Here is a 591-nt window from a genome sequence, read left to right as displayed (position 1 = left end):
CCGATTAGCAAATTTGCGGATTGGTTTAACCTTGTTGGTTGCTCTATCACAGGATGCACCCGCAACGACTTGAATGGCTTCTCTCTCGAAGACTTTGACGATGAAGGCGACTGGAAATATCGCTCAGTCGCGATGAATTTTGACCCAAGCACTGAGCTCTTTATGGAGAAAGTACAAGGTCTCGGGCGCAACAAACACATCCAACACAGCAACCGCACTGAAATGCTGTGGTTTTCCTACCCTAACACCAGCGAGCACGACATCGACTACCTCGGCGTGTGGCAGCAAACCCAATACCACCAGCAATCCATGACACAATCGTGTCTGTTAATGCGCCACCAACAAGTGATGCGATTGCCACGCAGCGCCGAGACCTGCCCAACCGATGCAAGCCTATACACCCAAGATGTCACCCGCGAGTTTGCCGATATGTGGTGGGTAAACAATGACGAACCGAAAGCCAATTTGGCGCAAATGAACATCATGGTGCGCTGGTCAACCACTCCGGCAGAAATCAACTACACCACTTGGGAATACTTACCGGCGGGAGCCAACTGGGAGCAAGGCATTTTGTATCGCTACCAACAGAAC

The 591-nt window shown here is 50.9% G+C and carries 1 pseudogene; it reads left to right on the top strand.

The features are described from left to right. Window positions 1-591, top strand: a pseudogene (locus R7Q48_RS29125) (chromosome partitioning protein ParA); the annotation flags it as partial.

The sequence above is a fragment of the Vibrio sp. 378 genome, assembly GCF_033339435.1.
The sequence above is the reverse complement of the archived record's forward strand: the minus strand, read 5'-3'. Positions and strand labels throughout refer to the sequence as shown.